At 40.7% G+C, this 6,677-nt stretch carries 2 protein-coding genes; both read left to right on the forward strand.

The window, feature by feature from the left end:
• Positions 1-4 precede the first annotated feature (4 nt).
• The gene (locus HMPREF9420_RS04660; RefSeq protein ID WP_007134307.1) at positions 5-2,911 is read left to right on the forward strand and encodes a M16 family metallopeptidase; all 2,907 of its coding nucleotides are present in this window, start codon (positions 5-7) and stop codon (positions 2,909-2,911) included.
• Between the two features lie 1,079 nt (positions 2,912-3,990).
• Entirely contained in the window at positions 3,991-6,576 is a 2,586-nt protein-coding gene (locus HMPREF9420_RS04665) for an adenosylcobalamin-dependent ribonucleoside-diphosphate reductase (protein ID WP_007134310.1), read from the forward strand.
• Positions 6,577-6,677 lie beyond the last annotated feature (101 nt).

Consider the following 6,677-nt stretch of genomic DNA (forward strand, 5'->3'; position numbering starts at 1 on the left):
TAATATGAGACTAAGAACGATTTTATTCACATTGGTTCTCGCCGTCACTACTTCTGTTTCGGCTAAAGATTACCACTTTACTACCGTCAAAGGTGACGCGATGAAGACGCGTATTTACACCTTAGACAATGGCTTAACTGTTTACATGAGCGTCAACAAAGAGCTGCCAAGACTGCAAGCAAACATAGTAGTTCGCACGGGATCTCGCAATGATCCTGCCGAAACTACAGGCTTAGCGCATTATTTAGAGCATCTAATGTTCAAAGGAACACAGCAATTTGGCACGACAAACTACGCCAAAGAGAAACCTTATCTTGACGAAATTGAGCGTCGATATGAAATTTATCGCACGCTAACTGACCCCAAAGCACGCAAGAAAGCCTATCATGAGATTGACTCAATCTCCCAACTTGCTGCACAATATAACATCCCAAATGAGTATGATAAGCTTATGACGAGCTTGGGGTCTGAAGGGAGTAACGCCTATACAAGTAACGATGTAACGTGTTATGTGGAGAATATTCCATCCAATGAAATTGCTAATTGGGCACGCATTCAAGCCGATCGGTTTCAGAATATGATAATACGTGGCTTCCATACTGAGCTTGAAGCCGTCTACGAAGAAAAGAATATATCGATGGGAAGCGATGGAAGTAAGGAGTATGCTGCCCTTTGGAAGCTCATCACTCCAACGCACCCATATGGTACTCAGACTACAATTGGAGAACAAGAACACTTGAAGAATCCCTCAATTGTAAACATAAAGAATTATTTCCACCGCTATTATGTGCCCAATAATGTGGCTATTGTGCTCGCAGGTGACTTCAATCCAGACGCTGTTATCGCCATCATTGATAAATACTTTGGCAGTTGGAAGGCCGACAAACAACTCTCACGACCTGAGTTTGAGGCACAAAAGCCCATCACATCTCCAAGAGATACTACTGTCATTGGACTTGATGCAGAGAACATTATGATGGGTTGGCGCTTCAAAGGGGCTAACCAACTGCAAAATGATACGCTTGATATCGTAAAACGCATGCTATCAAACGGCAAGGCCGGACTCATGGATATAAACATTGTTCAGCCCATGAAAGCAATGCAAGCTGGGGCATATCTTGAGGAACTTAACGACTATTCATTACTTCTTTTCGAGGGAGTTCCATTGCAAAATCAAAAGCTTGACGACGTGAAGAGCCTCATCTTGGCAGAGATTGAAAAGCTTGGACGCGGTGAATTCAGTGATGATTTGTTGCCAGCTGTGCTTGCTAACAAGAAACTTCAATACTATAAGTCACTTGATAACAATGCTAACCGCGCCAGTTTAATGGGAGATGCGTTTATCAACAACAAGCCATGGGCAGACGTTGTGGGGCAAATTGCGCGACAAGAAAAACTTACCAAGCAAGACATTATAGACTTTGCACGCCGCAATCTGCGTACAGATAACTATGCATGTGTTTATAAAGAGATGGGAAATGATACCACTTTGAAAAAGATTGAGAAGCCTATCATCACACCAATCCCTGCAAATCGTGAGCTTGAAAGTGCCTTCTTGAAAGAGATTCGCACATCAAAAGTTGAGCCCATTCAACCGCAATTCGTAGACTTTAAGAAAGAACTTACGTTCACAAGCACAAAGTCTCGTCTGCCCATGATATACAAAAAGAATACTGATGATGGTATTTTCAACCTCGTTTTCCGCTTTGATTTCGGTTACACGGCAAACAAACTATACGACATAGCCTTTGATTATCTCGACTATATCGGCACTAACGACATGACCGCTTCACAGATTAAACAAGCCTTTTACAAGCTTGCGTGCAGATATCATGCCTCTATGGACGAGAAGAACTTGCAGATTACACTCACTGGTTTGAATGAAAACATGCCACAGGCACTGCGACTTTTTGAGAAGATTATGCATCATGCAAAGGCTGACAAGACTTCATGGAATAGCTATTGTGATATGCTTGAGAAGGCACGTAATGACGAAAAGACCGACCAAAAGTCTAATTTCAGTGCGCTTTGGGACTATGCTGTCTATGGAGAATATAACCCAACACGCGACAAAACGCCAATGAAGGACTTGCGAGCAATGGACCCTCAGAAGCTTGTTGATATGCTTTCAGAACTTGAAAAGATAGAACACACCGTACTTTATTATGGTCCTTCTGACTTCAATCAACTCAACCAGTTACTCAGTAAAGAGCATCCTACGCCAGCAAAATGGGTACTTATGCCGGTCAACAAGCCCTATAAAGCTAAAGAAACGACACAAAACGAAGTGATTATTGCACCATACGATGCTAAGAATATATATCTAAGACAATACAACAACGAAGGAAAGACGTGGTCAACTGCCAAAGCTCCCGTTGAAGCGCTATTCAATCAATACTTCGGTGGAGGTATGAATAGCGTGGTATTCCAGGAACTTCGCGAGACAAGAGCACTCGCTTATAATGCTTTTGCAATGTATAAACGTCCTTCGTATAAAGACGAATCAGAAAGCTTTTACACACATATCATCTCACAAAATGATAAGATGGGCGACTGCATCAAGGTATTTAACGAGATTGTTAATAACATGCCACAGAACGAAGCAGCGTTTGATTTGGCTAAACAAAGCCTCACAAAGTCTATCCAAAGCAGTCGAACAACGAAGTTAAACATCATCTATCGTTACCTGTATCTCAAGCAAATGGGACTTGATCACGACTATATGCAAGACATATATGCCGCATTGCCCAAGCTGAAATTGCAGGATGTCGTTAACTTTGCAAATCAGAACATTGCTCACAAACCTTATCGTTATGCCGTGCTTGGCAACGAAAAGAATCTTGATATGAAGGTTCTTGAAAAGATAGCCCCTGTAAAACGTCTGACAACTGAAGACATTTTCGGGTATTAATTCATGCAAAATTGTTAATAACAAAACGCAAATCATATCTCATCTACCATATAAATAAGGTATAAACACATAAAAAGAGACAGGTCTGAACCATCAGAACCTGCCTCTTTTTTAGATAGAAAGTCCCACCCTTTGAATTAAAACAATGTCACAAAACACTGATTGTAAACAATGACTCACAAGGATGAGCACCCAACAATCAGCCCTAACATTCATTAATACATAAGTCATTAAGAAACGAGCAGCAAGAAAGCGATTAACATACTGCATGAAACTCACCTTAATAATGACATATAAGGCACTAAAAAATGACATTTCACAAAAACCTTTACAATAGAGAATAAATCGTGAAAGTATTTGAAACAATTTCTAAAGACAGCCCTCTTATGGCACGCTTTTAATCTTTTTGCAATAGACTTATAGTCAAAGCGTTAGAACATTTGACACGAAACTCGCCTTAAAATCATGATAAAAATCTATTCAATCTCAGTCATATCATACAACAAACAGCATCATTTCGTGGAGTAAAATGAATGAAATAGGAACGTAAAATGACGCAAATTACATCACAAAATGAACAAAAAGAGAAAACAATTAGGCAGAAACGATATACAAAAATGATTTTTTTGGGCAACTGAAACCTTATTGATGTATCCTCAAAGTGTTAAAAAACAGACAATAATTCTTACACAAAAATTGTACCTTTCCATGCTAACCATAACACATCACGCTCCTCTTCAAAAGCTGATTTATAACAGGAAAGCCTTTGATAACAAGGACTTTTCACCCAATATTGCACCAAAAGCAGATGAAAAGCAATAGATAGCATAATAAAAGCCTCATGGTTTAATCATTTAAATCACATCAAATCAGCCCGAAATCTCAAAAAAAATAATTTGTGAAATCTTTCTCTTTAATTATCAACATGCAAGTGATTGATTTTGAAAACCTTTCATTTTATCTTTATAAACAAGTTTTCCAAAACAGAAATTTTATAGAGAAAATAAGTTGATTTGAATTTCCTTTTGTCGAATTTAAAGGCTAATTTTGCAACAACAAATTTATAGTTACACTTAAAAATGGAAACGAACAAAACCTATTCTTTTGAAGAAGCCTTCCAAACTTCTTTGAAATACTTCGACGGAGACGAGCTTGCTGCGCGCGTATGGGTAAATAAATACGCTATGAAAGATAGCTATGGGAACATCTATGAGCGTAGTCCTGAGGACATGCATAGGCGTATTGCCAAGGAGATTACACGTGTAGAAGCGAAGTATAAGAACCCAATGAGCGAGCAAGAAGTATTCGAATTACTCGATCATTTCCGTTATATTGTGCCGGCAGGAAGCCCAATGACGGGCATAGGTAATAACCAACAAGTAGCCAGTTTGAGTAATTGTTTCGTCATAGGACTTGATGGTAAGGCCGACAGCTATGGCGCAATAATGCGTATTGACGAAGAACAAGTTCAGTTAATGAAGCGTCGTGGTGGCGTGGGGCATGACTTAAGTCACATCCGTCCGAAAGGAAGTCCGGTGAATAACTCGGCACTTACCTCGACAGGTTTAGTGCCTTTCATGGAACGTTACAGTAATTCTACACGCGAAGTTGCCCAAGATGGTCGTCGCGGAGCACTGATGTTATCTGTTAGTATCAAGCATCCTGATAGCGAAGCCTTTATTGATGCCAAGATGGAAGAGGGCAAAGTAACAGGTGCAAACGTATCGGTGAAGCTTGATGATGACTTTATGAATGCTGCCATCAACGACAAAACTTATGTTCAACAGTGGCCAATTGATGCAGAAAAGCCCAAGGTTCAGAAAGAGATTGAAGCCCGAAAACTATGGGAAAAGATAGTACATAACGCATGGAAAAGCGCAGAACCTGGTGTGTTATTTTGGGATACAATCATCAAAGAGAGTATTCCTGACTGCTATGCAGATTTAGGTTTCCGCACAGTTAGTACGAATCCATGTGGCGAAATCCCACTATGTCCTTATGATTCTTGCCGTCTTTTAAGTATCAATCTCTATAGTTATGTGGAGAAACCCTTTACAAAAGAGGCACGCTTTGATTTCGAAAAGTTTAAGAAACACGTTCAGTTTGCTCAGCGAATCATGGATGATATTGTTGACTTGGAAATGGAAAAGATCAACCTTATCATTGAAAAGATCAAACAAGATCCTGAAAGCAATGAGGTGAAAGATGCCGAATATCACCTTTGGGAGAAGATAAAACGCAAGAGCGGAATGGGGCGTCGTACAGGCGTTGGCATCACTGCAGAAGGTGATATGCTTGCCGCTTTGGGATTACGCTATGGTACTCAGGAGGCAACCGACTTCTCTGTATTGGTTCATAAGACGCTGGCCTTGAATGCATATCGTTCATCTGTGACGATGGCTAAAGAGAGAGGAGCATTTGAAATCTATGATGCGAAGCGCGAAAGCAATAATCCTTTTGTGCTAAGAATTAAGGAAGCAGACCCTGAACTCTATGCAGATATGCAGCAATATGGGCGTCGCAACATCGCTTGTTTAACCATTGCGCCGACTGGAACGACTTCATTGATGACGCAAACCACCAGTGGTATTGAGCCCGTTTTCATGCCAGTGTACAAAAGAAGACGTAAAGTTAACCCGAATGATGCCGATGTTCACGTTGACTTTGTAGACGAAGTAGGTGACAGTTTCGAGGAGTATATCGTCTATCATCGTAAGTTTTTGAAGTGGATGCAAGTCAATGGATATGACACAGAGAAGCGTTATAGCCAGGAAGAGATAGATAATCTTGTTGCAAAGTCACCTTATTATAAAGCTACTGCCAATGATGTTGACTGGTTGATGAAGGTTAAAATGCAAGGCGCTATACAGAAATGGGTCGACCATAGCATTTCAGTGACCGTCAATTTGCCTAATGATGTGGACGAAACTCTTGTGAATCGTCTCTATGTTGAAGCCTGGAAGAGTGGTTGTAAAGGCTGTACCATCTACCGAGATGGTAGTCGTGCCGGCGTAATGATATCCGTTTCAAAGAAAGATAAGAAGAAAGGCACACACGCAGAAGGTGCAGAAGTGCGTGAGGAAGAACCCAAAGAGAAAGATTGTAAGCAACCCGAAGTGACGGAAGTACGCCCAAAAGAGCTCGAATGTGATGTCGTTCGATTCCAAAACAACAAAGAAAAGTGGGTGGCATTCGTAGGCTTACTCAATGGTTATCCTTATGAAATATTCACTGGTTTGCAGGACGATGAGGAAGGAATTGTATTGCCTAAGAACATCACTAAAGGCAAAATCATCAAGTCAACGCTTGAAGATGGCACGCATCGCTATGACTTTCAGTTCGAGAATAAACGCGGATATAAGACTACAGTAGAAGGATTGAGCGAAAAGTTTAACCCAGAATACTGGAACTATGCTAAGTTAATATCGGGCGTTTTGCGTTATCGCATGCCAATAGATCACGTGATGAAGCTCGTAAGTTCTTTGCAATTGAAAGACGAAAGCATTAATACTTGGAAGAATGGAGTAGAGCGTGCCTTGAAGAAATACATCGTTGATGGAACCAAAGCGAATGGACAGAAGTGCCCAGTATGCGGACATGAGTCACTCGTTTACCAGGAAGGATGTCTCATTTGCACGAATTGTGGCGCCAGTCGATGCGGTTAACATCGCGTGAAGAGAATTGAATCATGATGAAAATAAGAAATAGTTATATATTTCTTAACGGCCTGCGGTTTCATGCTTTCCATGGTGTGATGCCGCAGGAA

The sequence above is a fragment of the Segatella salivae DSM 15606 genome, from assembly GCF_000185845.1.
Taxonomy (GTDB): Bacteria; Bacteroidota; Bacteroidia; order Bacteroidales; family Bacteroidaceae; genus Prevotella; species Prevotella salivae.